Consider the following 17,874-nt stretch of genomic DNA (forward strand, 5'->3'; position numbering starts at 1 on the left):
GGGCTGATGAGTAGCGCGCGCGAACCGCTCCTGAAAGACTTCATCACCTCCCGCAAAGACCTCAAGGACCTCGAATCCCTGGGCCTGGTGACGATCCACGACGTCTTCCGCAATCTGCCGCGCCGCTATATCTTCCCCGGCCAGGCCACCCGGATCAGGGAGCTGGAAGTGGGCCAGGAGGCGGTCCTCTACGTGCGCGTGACCGATGCCGATTCGTGGAGCAAACCGAATCAGCGCTCCAGGGGCCCGCGCATGATGCATATGACCAGGCTGCGCCTCAGCGACGGGGAGGCGACGATCTCGGCGACCTTCTTCAACCAGAAGTGGATGGAGAAGAAGGCTGCGGATGCGATCGACTCTTTCGTGCTGATCGCGGGCAAGGTCGAACAGTTCCGCGGCAGTCCCCAGTTGCAGAACCCGAAGTTCATCACCCAGGACGGTTCGGAGGAATACGCTCCAGGGGCCATCACCAAGCCCATCCCGATCTACCGGGCGAATGCCAGGATCGCCAGCAACCGGATCCAGCGGCTGACGAAGGTGCTGTTGGCCGCGGCCCCGCAGGAGTGCTTCGCCGACGTCGTGCCGCAGCGCATCCGCACCGCACACGGCCTGCCGGACTTCCGGACCGTGCTGCAGTACCTGCACGACCCCGCTGAGGCCGATCAGCCCGAGCAGGCGATCCACGCGCTGAAGTTCGAGGAGGCACTGTCCCTGCAGGCCGAACTGGCCAGCCGGCGCAGGCGTTTCGAGGAGCAGTCCGCCATCGCCCTGGCCGGCGCCATCGGCGGTCACCTCGACACCTTCGACGCCGAACTCGACTTCACCCTGACGCGCTCGCAGATCCGCGTTGGCACGGAGATCTCTGCCGACCTGCTGCGCAGCCGGCCGATGAACCGGCTGCTGCACGGCGACGTCGGATCGGGCAAGACCCTGGTGGCCCTGCGGGCCATGCTGCAGGCGGTGGACTCCGGCAAGCAGGCCGCTCTGGTCGCCCCGACCGAGGTGCTGGCCGCCCAGCACTACAACTCCCTGCGCTCCCTGCTGGGCTCCCGCGTGAACGACGGCACGCTGTCAGGGGACCCCGATGGGGTGCGGATCGAACTGATCACCGGCTCCCTGCCCGCGGCCCGGCGCCGCAAGGTGGCGCTGGCCGTGGCCTCGGGCGAGGTCGACATCGTGGTGGGCACGCATGCGCTGATGAGTGAGAAGACCGTATTCGCCGAACTGGGCCTGGTGGTCGTCGACGAACAGCACCGCTTCGGGGTGCGCCAGCGCGAGGCCCTGCGCACCAAGGGCGGGGAGGGGGTCCCTCACATGCTGGTGATGACGGCCACGCCCATTCCGCGCACGGTCGCGATGACGGTGTTCGGGGACTTGGACGTCAGTGTGCTCGATGAACTGCCGGGTGGGCCCAAGCGGATCAAAACCTTCGTCGTCGGCGCCGAGCACCCCCGCTGGTATGAGCGCATGTACCAGGTGATGGCCGAACGCATCGCCGCGGGCCAGCAGGTGTTCACCGTCGTCGGCCGGATCGATTCGAAGGCGGACGAGACCGGCCTGGCCCCGGGCGGAGTGTTGCCCGGCGTCGAGGACACGGCTGCGGCCCTGGCGGCCCGGCCCGAACTGTGCGCGATCCCAACACCCGGAGGCGGGACGCGCGCAGCGCGCATCGGCATCCTGCACGGCCGGATGACGCCGGAGGACAAGGATGCGGCGATGGCGGCCTTCGTCGCGGGCGATACCGATGTGCTGGTCGCCACCACCGTCATCGAGGTGGGCGTCGACGTCCCCAACGCCACCTGCATGGCCATTATGGACGCGGAGATGTTCGGAGTCGCCCAGCTGCACCAGCTGCGCGGGAGGATCGGCCGCGACGGCCGCGAGGCGATCTGCTTCTTCGCCACCCACCGCCCGCCAGACGACCCCGCCAGGGAACGGCTGGACACCGTGGCAGGGACCCTGGACGGCTTCGCCCTGGCCACCTTCGACGTGGAGACCCGGCGCGAGGGCGATGTGCTGGGCCTGAGCCAGTCGGGCCTGCGCACCAGCCTGAAATACCTATCGGTGATCAAGGACGAGAACCTGGTGCTGGCCGCGCGCGCCGACGCCTTCGCCCTGGTCGACGAGGACCCCACCCTGGAGTCCTTCCCCGCCCTGCGCGCACACGTCGACCGGCAGATCCTCGACGCCGACGAAACCTGGATGGAGGTCTCCTGATGCGCATCGTCGCGGGCAGCCTGTCCGGCCGCCGTATCCGCACACCCGGTGGTTCGGCCACCCGGCCCACCTCGGACCGGGTGCGCGAATCCCTGTTCGCCTCGCTCGAGGCCCTCGGCATGCTCGATGGCGCCCGGGTGCTCGACGTGTTCGCAGGCTCCGGTGCGCTGGGCCTGGAGGCCCTGAGCCGGGGTGCGGCCCACGCGGCCTTCGTCGAGAAGGCGCGGTCCGCCTCGGCCGTGGTGGCGGCGAATATCGCGGATCTGGGCGTGGCCGAGCGCACCAGGCTCATCACCGGGACCGCACCCGCGGCGCTGGGACAGATCGAGCCAGGCGAGACCGACCTGGTGTTCGCCGATCCGCCGTACCCGCTGACGGAGGCCCAGGTGACCCAGGTGCTCGCTGCCCTGGTGCCGCTGCTGCGCGATGCGTCCAGCCTGGTGGTGCTGGAGCGCTCCACGCGCTCGCCCGAACCCACGCTGCCGGAGGACCTGCAGGTGTTCAAACACAAGACGCACGGTGAGACGGCACTGTGGTGGCTGGAGAAGAAGTGAAATCCACAAAGGAGATGAACGACGCATGAAGGTCGTCTGCCCCGGTTCCTACGATCCCGTGACGGTGGGCCACATCGACATCGCCCTGCGGGCGGCGCGGATGTTCGAGCACGTCGTCATCGCGGTTGTGCACAATCCCTCGAAGACCGGCCACTTCCCCCTGGCCCAGCGCATCGAGTTCATCCGCGCGGGCCTGGCCGCCGACCCCCGGTTCGCCGGAGTGGACAACATCACGATCGACGATGTGCCCGGCGGCCTGCTGGTCGACTACTGCGAGCGGATCGGTGCGGGAGCCGTGGTCAAGGGACTGCGCTCGGGCACCGACTACGCCTACGAACTGCCGATGGCGCATATGAACCGGCACTTGAAGAACATCGAGACGGTTTTCGTGCCGGGCGATCCCGCCTATGAGCACGTGTCCTCCTCGCTCATCCGCGAGGTTTCCGCGTTGGGCGGGGACGTGGCCGGGATGGTTCCGGAGATGGTCCTGGCCGAGCTGACCGCACGGCGCGCACAGCAGTCGCAGCAAGCGCAGCCCGGTGGCGCCGACGGTGCCGCTGAAGCCTGCAGCGCCGGCGCGAAGCGGAGCTGAGGGTGTTCCGTCCCGGATGGTTCTTCTTCCTGGTCCTGCACACCATCTTCATGCACGGGATCTTCAACGCCACCAAGGTGTTGATGAGCTACCGGGCGCTGGAACTGGGTGGTGGCTCCGCGGCCGTCGGCATCCTGACGAGCGTCTATTCGATCGTGCCGCTGTTCCTGGCGATCTACATCGGGCGCAAGGTCGATCGCGGCTTCGTCATCCCCGTGCTGTGGTTGGGCACCGTGCTGTCCACCGTGAGTGTGGCCGGCGCGGCCCTGAGCCCGTCGATCGCGGGCGTGGCCGTCGCGGCGGTGGGCCTGGGCACCGGCCAGCTGCTGATGACCGTCGGCTCGCAGGCCGTCATCCCCTCGAGTTTCCCCGCCGGTGATCTGACCGCCCGGTTCGGCTCGCTGACCCTGGGCGTGTCCATCGGGCAGACCCTGGGCATGCCGATCGCGGGCCTGGTGGCCGGCGGCGGCCTGTCAGGCGCCCACGTCGACCCGGTGCGCGGCATGTGGGTGATGTGCGCCTTCGGGGCCTTGGCGATTCCGTGCATGTTCGGCATCATGCGCAGGCCCCGGATGCCGCGGGTCTCCCGCGAGATGGCGAAGGCCGCGGCGCTCTCGCCCATCACCCTGCTGGGACTGCACGGGATGAAGCCGGCGATCCTGGCGTCCATGTCGACCCTGGCCGCGATCGACCTGATGAGCGCCTACCTGCCGGTGCTGGGCCAGACCCATGGGATCTCGGTCGAGGCCGTGACCCTGTTGCTCACGGTGCGCACCCTGGCCACGATCGTGGCCAGGCTGTTCACCACCCAGCTCACGCACACGGTGGGGTTGTTGCGGCTGCTGTGGACCGCCAGTCTGCTGGCTGGCCTGTGTGTGTTCGCGATTCCGGTGTTCCCACAGGTCTGGCCCCTGGCGCTCATGATGGTGCTCAGCGGGTTCGCCTTCGGGATGACCCAGCCGCTGACGATGACCCTGGTGTCCTCCCTGGCCGATGCCGCCAACCGCGGTGCCGTGATGTCGCTGCGCCTGGCCGGCAACCGGCTGAGCCAGGTGGCGTTCCCACTGGCGGCCTCGGCGCTGAGCGCCTCGGTGGGCGTGGCCGCGATCTTCGTGATGAGCGGCGGTCTGCTGGTGGCCAGTGCCGCCGCCACGCTGAGCAATGCGGTGCGGGGCCGGCGGGACTGAGGGCCATGCCTTTTCGGTGGTACCACTTGCGCACCCGTAGACTGGGGGTGTGAAGTCTTCTCCGGAACCGAGGTCCCCGCAGCCTGCGCGGCGCACGCGTGCCCGTGCACTGCGCTGGCCGCTCGTCGCCTTCGGCATCGGCCTGGTGGTCCTCGGCGGTTCCCTGTGGTTGGCGGGACTGCCGGGCGCCTGGCCCACCGTGGCCGGCGTGCTGCGCTTCGCGGGCTCCATGCTGGCCGGCCTGAGTGCGGCCTACGGCGTCCTGGTGTTCATCCGCACCAGGTGATGTGCGTGGTGTCCTGGGCGCGCCCGCATGCTCTGCACAGGTGCTGTACCCAAGGTCACATGTGCTGCGCTTGGGGCGAACTAGCGCAGTACACCCCCAGTTGATAGACTTGTTGCTTGCGTGTCAGTGCGTGTGCTGCACGGAAATCGAAGGTAAGACGGAGGGGAGTGAAGAGAGATGAACAAGCATTCTGAACTCGAACTCGACCTGCGGAGCATGAACCTGCTGGACAAGCCGGGGGAATGGCTCAAGCTGGAGAAGACCGTTGCCGCGCCGCAGGACCTGCGGATCGAAATGATCGGGATTCCGGCCGGGGACCCCATGCAGCTTGCGCTGCAGCTGGAAAGCGTGGTCGAGGGCATTTATGTCACCGGCACCGTCAAGGCTGTGGCCAAGGGGCAGGATGCCCGGACGCTCGAAGAACTGGAGCTGGACCTCGACGTCCCGCTCAACGAGCTCTTCGTCTACGAGCGTGACCCGGAAGACGAGGAATCCTATGCCGTGGAACGCGGCCGGATCGACCTGGAACCCGCTCTTCGTGACGCAGTGGTGATGAGCTTGCCGTTTAGGCCGCTGAAGACGGATGACGATGGCGATTTCACCTTCACCACCGGAGTCGACTTCGAACCGGAAGGCGAATCCGATCCGCGCTGGTCTAAACTGGAAACATTGTTGTCTGAAGAGAAAGAGAGCTAGACGTGGCTGTTCCGAAGCGTAAATTGTCGCGCAGCAACACCCGCCACCGTCGTTCGCAGTGGAAGGCTCAGGCTCCGACCCTGGTCAAGACTGTGGAGAACGGTCGCGTTGTGTACTCGCGCCCCCACCAGGCCCGCGTTGTCGAAGACTCCGCTGGAACCCCCCTGTTCCTGGAGTACAAGGGCCGCAAGGTCGCCGACATCTGAGCGATCCAGAGGTTACCTCCATTGCATGAGCAGTCTCTGACTGAACTCAACGAGCGTCTCGGCGTCGATATCGACGCCGAGACGCTTCGTCTTGCCCTGACGCACCGGTCCTACGCCTTCGAACACGGCGGCATCCCTACCAACGAGCGCCTGGAGTTCCTGGGCGACTCCGTGCTGCAGTTGGTGTCCACCGAATCGCTGTTCTTCGGCAATCCGGACCTGCCTGAGGGCAAACTGAGCAAGAAACGCGCCTCTGTGGTCAACACCCGTGCCCTGGCCGGGCATGCGCGCGAACACGGGATCGGCGATTTCCTGCTCCTGGGCAAGGGCGAGGACCTGACCGGTGGGCGCGATAAGGACTCGATCCTGGCCGACACCGTCGAGGCCATCATCGGTGCCTGCTACGTCTCCTGCGGCAGACAGTCCGCTTTCGACCTGGTCCACCGGCTGATCGACGACAGCATCCGCGATGCCGTGGTGCTCGGTTCCGGAATGGACTACAAGACTACCCTGCAGGAGGCCGCGGCCGACCTGGAACTGGGGTCGGTCACCTACACCTTGGAGGGCCGCGGGCCCGATCATGCCAGGGTCTACACCGCCACCGCTTTCACCGGTGAACGCTCCTGGGGCTCCGGAGAGGGGACCTCGAAGAAGGCCGCGGAACTGGTCGCCGCTGAAATCGCGGTTAAGGAGATCGTCCGCCTGCATCCGAGCTGGGATCGCTGAGCCGGCGCACGGCCCTGCCCCCGACACCTCCGAGACATGCCCGAACTCCCCGAAGTAGAATCCGTCCGCCGTGGCCTGGCCGGCTGGGTGGCCGGCGCCCATGTGCAGCGCGTGCGCGTGCTCGACGAGCGGATCCTCGGCACCACCTCCCGCAGGGACATCCCCGCCGGCGCGGGAATCCTGTTCGCCGCTGACCTGGCCGAGGCCACGCTCACCGGAGCGCAGCGCCGCGGCAAGTTCATGTGGCTGCCGCTGCTGGATGGAGACCGGGCCCTGGCCGTGCACCTGGGGATGAGCGGGCAGTTCCGCATCCACCAGCCCGGTGACCCCGTGCACAAACACACCAGGGCGATCATGGACCTGCACGCGCCCGGCAACGGTGATGTCGAACTGCGGTTCATCGACCAGCGGATCTTCGGCCATCTGGGCGTTGAACCGATCGTGCCGGGAATGGCCAACTGGGGCGCATCGGCGGGCCGGCCGCGGCCCGTTGCGCTCAGTGCCTCCCGCATCGCCCCCGACCCCTTCGAACCGGGGTTCGAGCCGCAGGCCGTGGCCCGGGTCCTGGCACGCAAGCACACGGCGATCAAAACGGCTCTGCTGGACCAATCGGTGCTCAGCGGAATCGGCAATATCTACGCCGACGAGGCCCTGTTCGCCGCATCAGTCCATCCGTTGGCCCTGGCCGATAGGCTGCGGATCTCCCGGGTCGTGCGCGTGGTCGAGGCCGCGCGCGAGGTGATGGCCCGGGCGCTGGAGGTCGGCGGCACCAGCTTCGACGATCTGTACGTCAACGTCAATGGGGAATCCGGCTACTTCGCCAGGTCCCTGCAGGCCTATGGGCGCGAGGGCCAGCCGTGCGCCCGGTGCGGGACCCCGCTCAAGCGAATCGTAGTGGGTGGGCGCAGCACCCACTTCTGTCCTACCTGCCAGCGCCCGCAGCGCTAGGGCCCTGGACAAAGGCGGTCACGACGGATCACCGATGAGCGCCGGCTCGTTTATTTAGTCGCCGACGAGGATCTCGTGATCCTGTAGGCCCGTCACCATTACTGACACCTGACTGGTCTCGCCATCGGAACGAAAGAGGCTATACCTCATCGGGACCAGTCCGTCGCGCCTTTTTCAAGGAAATCACCTGCAATACCGCCCAGCTCAGTATCAGAATCGTGCCGATCGTCGTTACGGATATTCCAGCCAGCACGAGTATGCCGGCTCCGATATTCGCTCCGGATGTGCTCATGTTGGAGTTCAGAAAGTATCCAAGAACTGATAGCGCGATTCCAATGATCACAAGCAGTAGTCCAATTGCTAAGTATAATATGCGCATGTCTGAACCTATTCATAAAATCCAGGTGGGATCTTCGCTGCCAGCATAGTGGTCTTTTGCTATCTTTTTTAATGATCGCGACCCTGGTCGGCTGGCCCCGCGCGCAATAGGCTTGTACCCATGAGCCACACGAGCAGAGCACTGTTGATCGTCGATGTGCAGAACGACTTCTGCGAGGGCGGCGCCCTGGGTGTCGCCGGAGGTTCCGCCGTGGCCCAGGACGTGGCGGCGTTGTTGGCCGCGCACCGACCCCGGGACTTTACCACTGGCAATTCAGCCCAGGCGCCCTATGCCCTGATCGCGGCCTCGCGCGACTGGCACGAAGCCGGCAACGACAACGGCGGGCACTTCGCAGCGCCGGACGAGGCCCCCGACTTCTCCACGACCTGGCCCGTGCACTGTGTGCAGGGGACCTCGGGCGCGGACTACCATCCGGCCCTGGCCACGGCGGCCATCGACGTGCACGTGCTCAAGGGCATGGGCGTGCCCGCCTACTCCGCCTTCGAAGGTCGGACGGCCGACGGCCGGGGCCTGACCGCCGTGCTGCACGAGGCCGGGGTCGAGGCCGTTGACGTGGTTGGGATCGCCACGGACCATTGCGTGCGGGCCAGCGTGCTCGACGCCCTCGCCGCGGGGTTCAGCGTGCGGCTGCTCACCGGCCTGATCGCCGGGGTGGCACCGGAGACCTCGGCGGCGGCACTGGAGGAGATGCGCACCGCCGGAGCCCTGCTGAGCGAGGGCCAACCGATAAACTGAACCCACCATGTTTCTCAAGACGTTGACCCTGCGCGGGTTCAAGAGCTTCGCCTCGGCCACCCGGATGGAACTCGAACCCGGAATCACCTGCGTGGTGGGCCCCAACGGGTCGGGCAAATCGAATGTCGTCGACGCCCTGGCCTGGGTGATGGGCGAACAGGGCGCGAAGAACCTGCGCGGTTCGAAGATGGAGGACGTCATCTTCGCCGGCACCGGCAAACGCCAACCGCTGGGCCGCGCCGAGGTGTCGCTGACGATCGACAACACCGACGGCGCCATCCCGATCGACTACACGGAAGTCACCATCACCCGCACCCTGTTCCGCTCCGGCGGCAGCGAGTACTCGATCAACGGCAGCCCCGCGCGCCTGCTCGACATCCAGGAACTGCTCAACGACTCCGGCCTGGGCAAGGAGATGCACGTCATCGTGGGCCAGGGGCGGCTCGACGAGATCCTCCACGCCGACCCCTTTGACCGGCGCGGCTTCATCGAAGAGGCGGCCGGCGTCCTCAAACACCGCCGCCGCAAGGACAAGGCCCTGCGCAAACTCACCGGCCTGCAGGCGAACCTCGACCGGGTGAACGACCTGCGCGCCGAACTGTCCGATCAGCTCGAACCCCTGGGCCGGCAGGCGCAGGCGGCCAAACGCGCCCAGGGCGTGCAAGCGGTGCTGCGCGACGCCGAGGCCCGGCTGGCCGCCGACGACGTGGTCAGGCTCAGCGCCAAGCTGGAAGCCGGGACCTCACCGCAGGTCGCGGCGAAGGCGAAAGAGGAACTGCAACTCGAACTGGCCGAACTCGACCGCCGAATCTCAGCCGGCACCGCGGACCTGGCGAAACTCGAGACCAGGGCCGAGGACCTGACCGCGCTGGTGCGCGACCTCGACGGTGCGGCCGCCCGGGCGCGTGCGCTGGCCCAACGGGCCGAGGACCGGATTGGCTTCTTCGACCGCGCCCCGGTGGCACCGGAGCAGGGCGAGACCCCGGAGGCCACTCTGGCGAAGGCCAAACGCTATGCGGCAGAACAGGCCGAGGCGGTCAAGCTGAGTCAGAAGCGCCAGGCCCAGGTAGACGAACTTACGGCACAGAAGGACGCGGCCCAGGCCGGGCTGACGGATACCGAGGCCCGACTGGGCGAACTGCGGGCAGCCCAGTCACAGCTGGTCGAGCGCCGGGCCAGGGCCGAGAACACCATCGAATCCGCGCAGAACGAACTTCAGCGAACCGCCGCGGACCTCGCGGACCTGGATGCCCAGGCTGCGAACCTGGCCGACGAACACCGCCGGGCCAAGGAACTTGCCGACCGGGTCCGCGCCAGGGTCGCGGATCTGAACGATTCCGGGACCGGTCTGAGTGAGGCCGCAGAACAGACCGCCGAGGATCTGGCCACGGCGCGGCGGGACCTGGCCGAACTGGACACCCGCGTGCAATCGGCCGGGCGTCTGCTGGCAGCGGCCGGAGCCAGGGCCCAGGCCCTGCAGGAGGGCGCCAGGACACCTGCGCACCTGGCCGATGTGCTGGCGCTCAACGTGCCCGGCGTGGACCGCGCACTGGGGGATCTGCTGCGGATCGCCCCCGGGGCCGAACGGGCGGTGACCGCAGCGCTGGGCTCCGGAGCTCAGGCGGTGCTCGCAGCCGACCTGGAGACGGCGGCAGGTCTGCTCGAAGCTCTGGACGCGGGCACCGCGATCGAGGTGTTGATCGCCGGCCCCGGCGGCCCTGCGGAGTCCACAGGGCCGGCAGAGCCTGCCGAATCCGCAGAGCCAACGGACAGCACAGTGCCCGCCCCCACCTCGGCCCGGCCGGGGCCCGTCCCGGCCCTGGATCTGGTGACATGCTCGGATCCCGCCGTCGGCCGCCTGCTGGAGACCCTGCTGGCCGACGTGCAGGTCGTCGCCGATGCGCAGACCGCTCTGGAGCTGCTGGCCGGGGGAGCCGTGGAAGCGGACCTGGAACAGGCTGCCGAACGGGACATGCGCTACGCGACCCTGGACGGGGAACTGTACTCCGCCACGGCCGTCTCCCGCGGCGTCGATGCCGAGGGCGCGCGCCTGGCCGCGGCGGGCGAACTCGAACGGACCAAGGCCGATCTCGAGCGCAAACGCAGGGCCCTGGACCAATTGGGCGCTCGCCGTGAGGAATTCTCAGCGGTCGTGGCCGACCGCGAGGCCGCCCACCGCACGGCGCAGCAGGCCGAGCACGCAGCGGAGGTCAGACGGGCCTCGGCCGCCCAGGAGTTGGCGGCGGCCACTACCGCGGCAAGCCGACTCGACTCCCGCCGAGCGGAACTCGACGAACGCCACTCCACCCTGACCCAGCGGCGCACTCGGGCCCAGCAGGATCTGGAGGACGCCCAGCGGACCCTGGAAGAACTGGACGCGCAGCAGGCACAGCGGGAGGCGGATCGGGCTGCGGAGGACTCCGATGCGGGTCCGGAATCGGCCGCCGGGGAAACGGAGGAGGAGCGGCTGAGCGCCGTCCGCGACGAGCTCTCCGCGGGCATCGCGCACCTGGGCGAACAGCTGATGGAGGCGCGCATCGCGGTGCGCACTGCCGGAGACCGCGCGAAGTTCCTGGGCGATCGCGTCGCAGCCCTGCAACGGCGGGCCGAGGACGCCAGGGCCGCCGCGCAACAGGTGGCAGAAGACGCCGAACGCGCTCGCGTCTCCCGTGAGCGCGCAGGTCGGATCGTCACAGCTGCCACGGGCCTGCGCGATCTGTTGGCGGCCGCGCAGGCGAAGGCGGAAACGGATCTGGACCGGGCCAAGCAGTCCCGCAGTGCGCTGGGCGAGGATCTCGAAGAGCTGCGCACCACCCGGCAGTCAGCGGCCGAGCGCCTGGCCAAACAGACCCAGGAGGAGGCCGAGGCCCGGCTGGTGCGCGAACGCTACGAGGCCGAACTGGCCGAACTGAGCGCTCGGGTCCAAGAGGAAACGGGCTTAAGCGTCGAACACCTGGTCGAGAGGTTCGGACCGCACCTGCCAGTCCCGGTCGGCGAATCGACCGAGCAGCCCTTCGTGCGCGCCGAGGTCGAGAAGAGCCGCAAGGCCGCGCAGCGGGAACTCAAGGCGATCGGGGAGGTCAACCCGCTGGCCCTGGAAGAGTACGCGGCGCTGAAGGAACGCCACGACTTCCTGGAATCCCAACTGGGCGACATCGAATCGACCAGGGCGGAACTGCTCAAATTGGTCGAACAGGTCGACGAGCACGTCAAAGAGGCCTTCGCCGCGGCCTTCGCGGACACCGCCAGGGAATTCGAGCGGATCTTCGCCAGGCTGTTCCCCGGCGGCGAGGGATCGCTGACGCTGACGGACCCGGAAGACCTGCTGGCCTGTGGCGTGGAGGTCCACGCCCGGCCCGCCGGCAAGCGGGTCAAACGCCTGTCGTTGCTCTCCGGCGGAGAGCGCTCGCTGGTGGCCATTGCGCTGCTGGTGGCCATCTTCAAGGCCCGCCCCAGCCCCTTCTACGTGATGGACGAGGTCGAGGCGGCGCTGGACGATGTGAACCTGCAACGCCTGCTCACGGTGTTCGAAGAACTCCAGGAGTCCAGTCAGCTCATCGTCATCACCCACCAGAACCGCACGATGGAGATCGCCGACGCGCTCTACGGCGTGACGATGGGCGCCGATGGCATCTCCACGGTGATCTCGCAGCGCCTGGTCAAGCGGGCCGATGACGAGCAGCGATCGAAGTCACAGTCGGTGTGATAAGCAACGGCCCAGTTCAGGGAGGGTGAAATCGGATACGTTATCGGAATGTTGCCGACGTCTACACGAATACGCCGGATCTGACAAGATCATCCGGTTAGAATGATTCGCGTTGTGCATTAGCCAAAGCGACCCCGGCAGTCTGGTTCGGGCCGCCCGGGAAGGAGCCTCAGTGGTCGTCACCGCAGCCCTGGCCGAAGACGGTCCGGCGGTCCTGGGAGTGGGCGGGGTGCTGGTCATGTTGATCGGCCTGGTCGTCTGTGTGGGCATCGGCATCGCCGTTGTGCTCCTGGTCGCCGTTCCGGCCCTGCGCCGGGAGGGCCGGCTCCAGCCCTCCGACTCGGCCTCCCCACATTTCCGGCTGCCACGCGAATGGACCGGCTATGACGACGAGGCCTACGGTTACTTCGGGACCGACGACGCCACCAGCCACCTGGCGACCAGGGAACAGGCGGCGGCGGGTGACCTGGCCCATCACTCATATATCCTCTATCCGCAGCCGCGCCGTCATGCGGCCCCGCCCCTGGCGACGCTGCGCCCGCGCACCCGGCACTGGAAGGTCCCCAAGGGCGGTACCGGTCTGCGCACCACCCTCAACCTGCTGTTCCGGTAGCCGACGGTTCCACCGCGTGCCGCCGGGCACCGGCAGGTTCACCCACTCGTTTCGAAGGGAACACCCGTGGATACACAGCTCCTCATCACCATCGGCATCATCGCGATCGTGGTGGTGCTCGTCCTCCTGGGCTTCGTGCTGCTGGCACCGCGGCGCCGCCACCGCCATGAGAATACGGGTCGGGAGACCGTGTCGGTTGCCACCGTCCCCGGCGGCGAGGCGACCGATATCGCGGAACCGGCCGGCACCTCGGCCGTCGTCGAGGGCCCACCGGTCGACGTGCCCACCGAGCCCGGTACCCGCCTGGCCAAGCTGCGCGCGCGTCTGGCTAAGTCGAACAACGCCCTGGGCCACGGCCTGCTGGCCCTGCTGTCGAGCGACCACCTCGACGAATCGACGTGGGAGGACATCGAGGACACCCTCATCATGGCCGACCTGGGCGTCGACCCGACCACGGAGCTCGTCGACCGGCTGCGCGAACGCGTGCGGGTGCTGGGCACCCGTGAACCCGCACATGTCCGCACCCTGCTGCGCGAGGAACTGATCAACCTGGTCGACCCGACGATGAACAGGAATCTGGCGACCGAGCGAACCGACGGTCAGCCGGCCGTGGTCCTGGTCGTCGGCGTCAACGGCGCCGGTAAGACGACCACCGTGGGCAAACTGGCCCGCGTCCTGGTCGCCGAGGACAAGAGCGTGCTGTTGGGCGCGGCGGACACCTTCCGCGCGGCAGCGGCCGAACAGCTGACCACTTGGGGCGAACGGGTGGGGGTGGACACCGTGCGCGGTGCCGAGGGCGCCGACCCGGCATCGGTGGCCTATACGGTCGTGGAGCGCGGGGTGGCCGAGGCCGCCGATGTGGTCCTGGTCGACACCGCCGGCCGGCTGCAGAACAAGAAGGGCTTGATGGACGAGCTGGGCAAGGTCAAGCGCACCGCGACCAAGCCCCTGGCCGAAGGCCATACGATCGACGAGGTGCTCCTGGTCCTCGATGCGACGACCGGCCAGAACGGCATGCAGCAGGCTCGCGTGTTCGCCGAGGCCGTGGACATCACCGGCATCGTGCTGACCAAGCTCGACGGAACCGCCAAGGGCGGAATCGTTGTGGCAGTGCAGCGGGAACTGGGGGTCCCGGTCAAGTTGATCGGCCTGGGCGAGGGCGCCGACGATCTGGCCCCGTTCACCGCCGAGGGGTTCGTGGACGCTCTGCTGGAGGACTGAGCAGAGACTGAGCAGGCGGAAACGCCGGCGTAACAAATCGGTGGATTCCGTTACATCGCCGAAACTGATACACGAGTGATCTGAAACACCGCTTTTCCAGACTTATCACTGTTAGGCGCTCCGGGCGAACACGACCCGGGCGTGCACCGATAGAACAGCTGGTAGGAAAAATGGAACTTACGGCAGTCGACGCCTGGGTGATGGTCTGTGGAGCCCTGGTGCTCCTCATGACCCCCGGTGTGGCATTCTTCTACAGCGGCATGACACGTGCCAAGGCCTCCCTGAACATGATGATGATGGTCTTCCTGGCCATCGGCATCACCGCGGTCGTCTGGGTCCTGTGGGGGTATTCGGAATCGGCCGGCTCCTCCTGGGGTCAGGTCGTCGGCAATCCGTTCGACTTCTTCGGCCTGAGCACTCTGCTCGACGATAAGGAAAGCAGCATGATCTCGGTGGGCTTCGGTGCCACCTTCGCGATCATCACCGTCGCCCTGATCGCCGGTGCTGTGGCGGACCGGTTCAAGTTCGCCGCCTGGGTCGTCTTCGTCCCCGTCTGGGTCACCCTGGTCTACTGCCCCCTGGCGTTCATGGTCTGGGGTGGCGGACTGCTGTCCGACGAGGGCTGGTTCGGATCCACCTTCGGCACCGTGATCGACTACGCCGGTGGCACCGTGGTCCACATCAACGCCGGCGTCGCCGCCCTGATCCTGGCACTGCTGGTCGGCAAGCGCGTTGGCTTCGGCAAGGACTCAAGCCAGCGCCCCCACAACCTGTCCATGGTCCTGTTGGGCGCCTCGCTGCTGTGGTTCGGCTGGTTCGGTTTCAACGGCGGTGCCGCAACCGATTCCACCGAGGCCGGTCTGATCTGGGTCAACACCCTGGTCTGCCCGGCGATGGCGATGGTCGCCTGGATCCTGGTCGAATGGTTCCGCGACGGCAAACCCACCAGCCTGGGCGCGGCCTCCGGCGTGGTCGCCGGCCTGGTCGCCATCACCCCCGCCTGTGCGAATGTCTCGGTCATCGGCGCGATCATCATCGGCATCCTGGCCGGTGTGGGCTCCGCCTACGCTGTGGGCCTGAAGTTCAAGCTGGGCTACGACGACTCCCTGGACGTCGTGGGCGTCCACCTGGTCTCCGGCATCATCGGCACCGTGGCCCTGGGCTTCTTCGCCCTGCCCGCCGATGACGTCACCGCCGGCGGTCTGTTCTACGGCGGCGGCATCGCCCAGTTGATCGCCCAGGTGATGGCGGCGGTGTTCTCCATCGTCTTCACCGCGGTCATGACCCTCATCATCGCCTGGGTCATCAAGAAGACCATCGGCCTGCGGGTCAGCGAGAAAGCCGAGGTCGAGGGCATCGATCTGCACGAACACGCGGAGACCGCCTACGAGTTCGGCGGAGTCGGCACGGGTGCCGCTATCGGCGGCGGGCTGCCGCGCGCCGCGGTCGTCAGCCAGACCTTCGCCGAATACGAGGCCCAGCGCGTTGCCCAGGCGGACAAGTAGCGCAGGCGCTCAACTGACGCAGAACAGACAAGGACGGAATAGAGAATGAAACTGGTAACAGCGGTCATCCGCCCGGAGAAACTGGGCGATGTCAGGCAGGCGCTCGAAGCCGCCGGCGTACAGGGGTTGACGATCTCGGAGGCCTCCGGCTTCGGCCGGCAGAAGGGCGAGAAGCAGGTCTACCGGGGTGCGACCTTCACCACGAACCTGGTGCCCAAGCTCAAACTGGAGATCCTGGTCGTCGACGAGAACGTCTCCCGGGTGGTCACCGCGATCCTCGACGTGACCAGCCAGGGTACTGCCGGCGACGGCAAGGTCTGGGTCACCGCGGTGGAATCCGTGATCCGCGTCTCCGACCGCTCAGAGGGTCTGGCCGCCCTCTGAGACATGCGACCGGGCCGGTAGGGGCCCGGACGGCCACCCCCGAACTGTGACGTTTCCTACCAGCCGTCACAGCACACCCCGGCCCGCAGGTTCCGATACCTGCGGGCCGGATGCGTGCCGGGTTGGTATCCTTGTTCACCGTATGCATTCGCTTAGGCAAAGGACTTCCGTTGTTTGACTCTCTGTCCGATAGGTTGTCGGCGACCTTCAGGAACCTGCGCGGCAAGGGCCGGCTGTCGGAAGCCGACGTTGACGCCACCATCCGCGAGATCCGCCGTGCCCTGCTCGACGCGGACGTCGCCCTGGCCGTGGTCCGCGCCTTCACGGGGCGGGTCCGTGAACGCGCGCTGAGTGAAGAGGTCTCCAAGGCGCTCAATCCCGGCCAGCAGGTCGTCAAGATCGTCAACGACGAACTCATTGGGATCCTCGGTGGGCAGACCAGGCGGATCCAGTTCGCCAAACGCCCACCCACGGTCATCATGCTGGCCGGCTTGCAGGGTGCGGGTAAGACCACCCTGGCGGGCAAGCTGGCCCACTGGCTCAAATCCGACGGCCACCGTCCCATGCTGGTGGCGGCCGACCTGCAGCGACCCAACGCGGTCAATCAGCTGCAGGTCGTGGGCGAACGCGCGGGCGCCTTCGTCTACGCGCCCGAACCGGGCAATGGCGTGGGCGATCCGGTGCAGGTCGCCAAGGACTCCATCGAGGTCGCGAAGTCCAAGCTCTACGACGTGGTCGTCGTCGACACCGCGGGCCGCTTGGGCATCGATGAGGAACTGATGCAGCAGGCCGCGGACATCCGCGCCGCCGTCAACCCCGACGAGGTCCTGTTCGTCATCGACGCGATGATCGGCCAGGATGCGGTCGCCACAGCCCAGGCCTTCAACGAGGGCGTTGACTTCACCGGCGTGGTCCTTTCGAAGCTCGACGGCGATTCCCGCGGCGGCGCGGCACTGTCGGTGGCCGAGGTGACCGGCAAGCCGATCATGTTCGCCTCCACGGGTGAGGGCATGACGGACTTCGAGCAGTTCCACCCGGACCGGATGGCCGACCGGATCCTCGATATGGGCGATATCCTCACCCTGATCGAGCAGGCCGAGAAGACCTTCGACGAGAAGGAAGCGGAGAAGCTCGCCAAGAAGGTCGAAAAGGGCGAGGACTTCGACCTCAACGACTTCCTGACCCAGATGTCGGCCCTGAAGAAGATGGGCTCGCTGAAGAAGATGCTGGGCATGATGCCCGGGATGAACCAGTTCCGCGAGCAGCTTGACGCCTTCGATGAACGTGAGATCGACCGCATCGAGGCGATCGTGCGCTCCATGACACCGCAGGAGCGGAGCAATCCGCGCATCCTCAACGGATCGCGGCGCACCCGCATCGCCAAGGGCTCCGGCACGACCGTGACCGCGGTCAACCAGCTGATGGACCGTTTCTCCCAGGCACAGAAGATGATGCGCCAGATGGGCAAGAAGGGCGGCCGGGGGATGCCCGGAATGGGCGGCGGAATGCCCGGGATGCCCGCAATGCCGGGGATGCCCACCGGCGGCGGTGGCACGAAGAAGAGCTCGAAGAAGAAGGGCAATAAGAAGAAGGGCGGCAAGTCCGGCAATCCGGCCAAGCGGGCGGAGGAAGCGCGCCAGGCACAGTTGCGCCGCGAGGGCAAGACGCCCGACCCCGTCGGCTCGGCCTTCGGCGGCATCGATATGGGTGGCGAAGAGGAGTTCGACCTGAGCAAGTTGCCCAAGGGCTTCGGCGGCTTCGGGACTGGCAAGAAGTAAGTGCTTCTGGCATAATAAACACTTGTACTCGAGTGCTGTCGGGACCCTCTCAACCTGGGCTTCACTCAAGAACACGGACGAACTACACCTCCCAACCCCACGGGACGGGGTGTGCGCCCA

The 17,874-nt window shown here is 67.2% G+C and carries 16 protein-coding genes; all 16 read left to right on the forward strand.

Going from position 1 to position 17,874, the window contains the following annotated elements; genetic code table 11:
- Positions 1-6 precede the first annotated feature (6 nt).
- The 16 genes from NQ034_RS04975 to ffh all read left to right on the forward strand — a co-directional run bounded on the left by NQ034_RS04975 (position 7) and on the right by ffh (position 17,754).
- On the forward strand, positions 7-2,217 hold the full coding sequence (locus NQ034_RS04975) for an ATP-dependent DNA helicase RecG (protein ID WP_257047376.1): 2,211 nt from the start codon (positions 7-9) through the stop codon (positions 2,215-2,217).
- Entirely contained in the window at positions 2,217-2,771 is a 555-nt protein-coding gene (rsmD, locus tag NQ034_RS04980; RefSeq protein ID WP_306427748.1) for a 16S rRNA (guanine(966)-N(2))-methyltransferase RsmD, read from the forward strand. The genes NQ034_RS04975 and rsmD overlap by 1 nt, the downstream gene beginning before the upstream one ends.
- 25 nt (positions 2,772-2,796) lie before the next feature.
- Positions 2,797-3,363, forward strand: a complete 567-nt coding sequence (gene coaD, locus NQ034_RS04985) for a pantetheine-phosphate adenylyltransferase (protein WP_257047377.1) — start codon at positions 2,797-2,799, stop codon at positions 3,361-3,363.
- Positions 3,364-3,365: 2 nt separating this feature from the next.
- Positions 3,366-4,550, forward strand: a complete 1,185-nt coding sequence (locus NQ034_RS04990) for an MFS transporter (RefSeq protein WP_257047378.1) — start codon at positions 3,366-3,368, stop codon at positions 4,548-4,550.
- A 49-nt stretch (positions 4,551-4,599) separates the two neighbouring features.
- Complete coding sequence (locus tag NQ034_RS04995; RefSeq protein WP_257047379.1) at positions 4,600-4,836, forward strand: hypothetical protein; 237 nt, start codon at positions 4,600-4,602, stop codon at positions 4,834-4,836.
- A gap of 177 nt (positions 4,837-5,013) precedes the next feature.
- Positions 5,014-5,532, forward strand: coding sequence for a YceD family protein (locus tag NQ034_RS05000; protein WP_257047380.1), 519 nt, complete (start codon positions 5,014-5,016; stop codon positions 5,530-5,532).
- Positions 5,533-5,534: 2 nt separating this feature from the next.
- Positions 5,535-5,738 (forward strand): 50S ribosomal protein L32, encoded by a 204-nt coding sequence (rpmF, locus tag NQ034_RS05005; RefSeq protein WP_257047381.1) that lies wholly within the window; start codon positions 5,535-5,537, stop codon positions 5,736-5,738.
- Between the two features lie 21 nt (positions 5,739-5,759).
- A complete protein-coding gene (gene rnc / locus NQ034_RS05010; protein WP_257047383.1) occupies positions 5,760-6,464 on the forward strand; it encodes a ribonuclease III in 705 nt (234 codons plus the stop codon).
- A gap of 36 nt (positions 6,465-6,500) precedes the next feature.
- On the forward strand, positions 6,501-7,412 hold the full coding sequence (gene mutM / locus NQ034_RS05015; protein ID WP_257047384.1) for a bifunctional DNA-formamidopyrimidine glycosylase/DNA-(apurinic or apyrimidinic site) lyase: 912 nt from the start codon (positions 6,501-6,503) through the stop codon (positions 7,410-7,412).
- A 499-nt stretch (positions 7,413-7,911) separates the two neighbouring features.
- A complete protein-coding gene (locus NQ034_RS05025) occupies positions 7,912-8,547 on the forward strand; it encodes an isochorismatase family protein (protein ID WP_257047386.1) in 636 nt (211 codons plus the stop codon).
- A gap of 7 nt (positions 8,548-8,554) precedes the next feature.
- Positions 8,555-12,253 carry a chromosome segregation protein SMC gene (gene smc, locus NQ034_RS05030; protein ID WP_257047387.1) on the forward strand — a complete coding sequence of 1,233 codons (3,699 nt, stop codon included), beginning with the start codon at positions 8,555-8,557 and terminating at the stop codon, positions 12,251-12,253.
- A gap of 172 nt (positions 12,254-12,425) precedes the next feature.
- Positions 12,426-12,866, forward strand: coding sequence for a hypothetical protein (locus tag NQ034_RS05035; protein WP_257047388.1), 441 nt, complete (start codon positions 12,426-12,428; stop codon positions 12,864-12,866).
- Between the two features lie 66 nt (positions 12,867-12,932).
- Positions 12,933-14,087 carry a signal recognition particle-docking protein FtsY gene (ftsY, locus tag NQ034_RS05040; protein ID WP_257047390.1) on the forward strand — a complete coding sequence of 385 codons (1,155 nt, stop codon included), beginning with the start codon at positions 12,933-12,935 and terminating at the stop codon, positions 14,085-14,087.
- A gap of 170 nt (positions 14,088-14,257) precedes the next feature.
- A complete protein-coding gene (locus tag NQ034_RS05045) occupies positions 14,258-15,592 on the forward strand; it encodes an ammonium transporter (RefSeq protein WP_257047391.1) in 1,335 nt (444 codons plus the stop codon).
- Between the two features lie 45 nt (positions 15,593-15,637).
- Entirely contained in the window at positions 15,638-15,976 is a 339-nt protein-coding gene (locus tag NQ034_RS05050; protein WP_257047393.1) for a P-II family nitrogen regulator, read from the forward strand.
- Between the two features lie 170 nt (positions 15,977-16,146).
- Complete coding sequence (ffh, locus tag NQ034_RS05055) at positions 16,147-17,754, forward strand: signal recognition particle protein (protein ID WP_257047395.1); 1,608 nt, start codon at positions 16,147-16,149, stop codon at positions 17,752-17,754.
- Positions 17,755-17,874 lie beyond the last annotated feature (120 nt).

The sequence above is a fragment of the Brevibacterium moorei genome, from assembly GCF_024580735.1.
GTDB lineage: Bacteria > Actinomycetota > Actinomycetes > Actinomycetales > Brevibacteriaceae > Brevibacterium > Brevibacterium moorei.